This window comes from Microvirga sp. P4_G7, from assembly GCF_056401005.1.
Genome location: NZ_JBFUKD010000817.1, coordinates 1 through 1,441, shown reverse-complemented (window position 1 = coordinate 1,441; position 1,441 = coordinate 1). Strand labels below are relative to the sequence as shown.

Annotated in this window: 1 protein-coding gene and 1 pseudogene; both read right to left on the bottom strand. The window is 61.8% G+C overall.

Annotation, left to right across the window (positions count from 1 at the left end; all coding sequences use genetic code 11):
* Positions 1–679 (bottom strand): annotated as a pseudogene (locus AC1DT3_RS20965) (esterase-like activity of phytase family protein); the annotation flags it as partial.
* An 84-nt stretch (positions 680–763) separates the two neighbouring features.
* A partial coding sequence (locus AC1DT3_RS20960) for a GGDEF domain-containing protein (RefSeq protein WP_477467126.1) occupies positions 764–1,441 on the bottom strand: 678 nt, incomplete at its 5' end.

The following is a 1,441-nucleotide window of genomic DNA, read 5'->3' as shown; positions in this document are numbered from 1 at the left end:
GGGTGAGAACGATCTTTCCATCGCTCGACACGTCCACAAATTCCGGCTCCGGGTCGTCGCCGGCGACGGATGCGAGGCCGGTCATGTCGGTGGTCTTGAGTGCGGCGCATTCGAGGGCGTTGCCGGTCAGGCGGGCTGTGACCAACATGCCGGCGGGCAATTGCGGAAGGGCCCCTTCGTTGATCTGTTCATCGCGTTCGTTCTCGATGGCGATGGCAAGAACACCGGCGCCCACGGCGACGGAATCCGGCTGGCCGGGGAGGATGCACTCGCGGCTGATCGTCTTCGTGGCGAGGTCCATGAAGACCAACTTGCCGCTCGGCTTCGTGAAGCTTTCCGACGTGTTGACCGCAATGAGGGCCTGTCCGCCGAGGACGGTCACCGATGTCGGTTCGCCGCCGACGGCGACGAGGCCGCCGGGCTTTGGCTGGCTCGCGTCGCTGATGTCGATGAAGCCGACCGCCTTGCGTGGGCTATCCGTGTAGACCAGCAGATTGCCGTCAGCGCTGGCGGAAATGATCTCCGCGACCGTGGTGCCGCTCTTGTCGGTGTTGTCCGGAAGATTGGTCGTGATCGGGAAACTCGCGATCCGATCGAAATATTCCGCCGCGGAGGCGCTCAGAGCCGTGCCGCAAAGGAGTGTGGTTGCAAGTGAAAGACAAGTGAGAGACGCGCGCATGGAAGCCCCACCATTGTTGAGATCAACGGTGGTATTGCTTCATTCCCATGACGGGCGGATGACGCTTGACGGCGGCGTTCCGCATCACGATGCGGCGCCGTTGAAGACGCGGTTCCGTCCGGCCTTCTTCGCGGCATACAGCTGCTTGTCGGCTACCTCGAACAGGGCTTCGAGCGTCGCACCATTGATCCCTTCGCTGGCCGTGCCGATGGACACCGTGATCGACTGGCCGATTTCGGGGATGACGGTCTCGACCAACTGGGATCGGATCTGCTCCGCGAGACTCTCTGCGCCCCCTTGGGGCATGCCGGGACAGAGGAGAACGAATTCATCGCCTCCGTATCGGAAGAGAAAGTCGATGTCGCGGATCCTCATCGTGATCTGCTGGGCGGCAAACCGCAGCACGACATCGCCACAGCGATGGCCGTGACGGTCGTTGATGTCCTTGAAGTTGTCGAGATCGATGAGGATCAGGCTGATCGATCGACCGTCCCGCACGGCGCGCTCGACGATTGCGGCACCATTGGATTCCAGGTGACCGCGATCGAAGACGCCGGTCAGTCGATCCCGGCCGATGTTCTGCAATAGATCCTCGTAACGCTCCCGGTAGGTGAGGGCGCTGAAGATATCGCCGAGAGGCCGCTTTGAGGTCTGCATCGGATGACGCGCCACGTGGCGAAGATAGAGACCGGCCATGGGGCTGAAGATCGCTGCCATCACCATCTTTGCAACCCATCCACTCCACAGGACATCGATCGATGT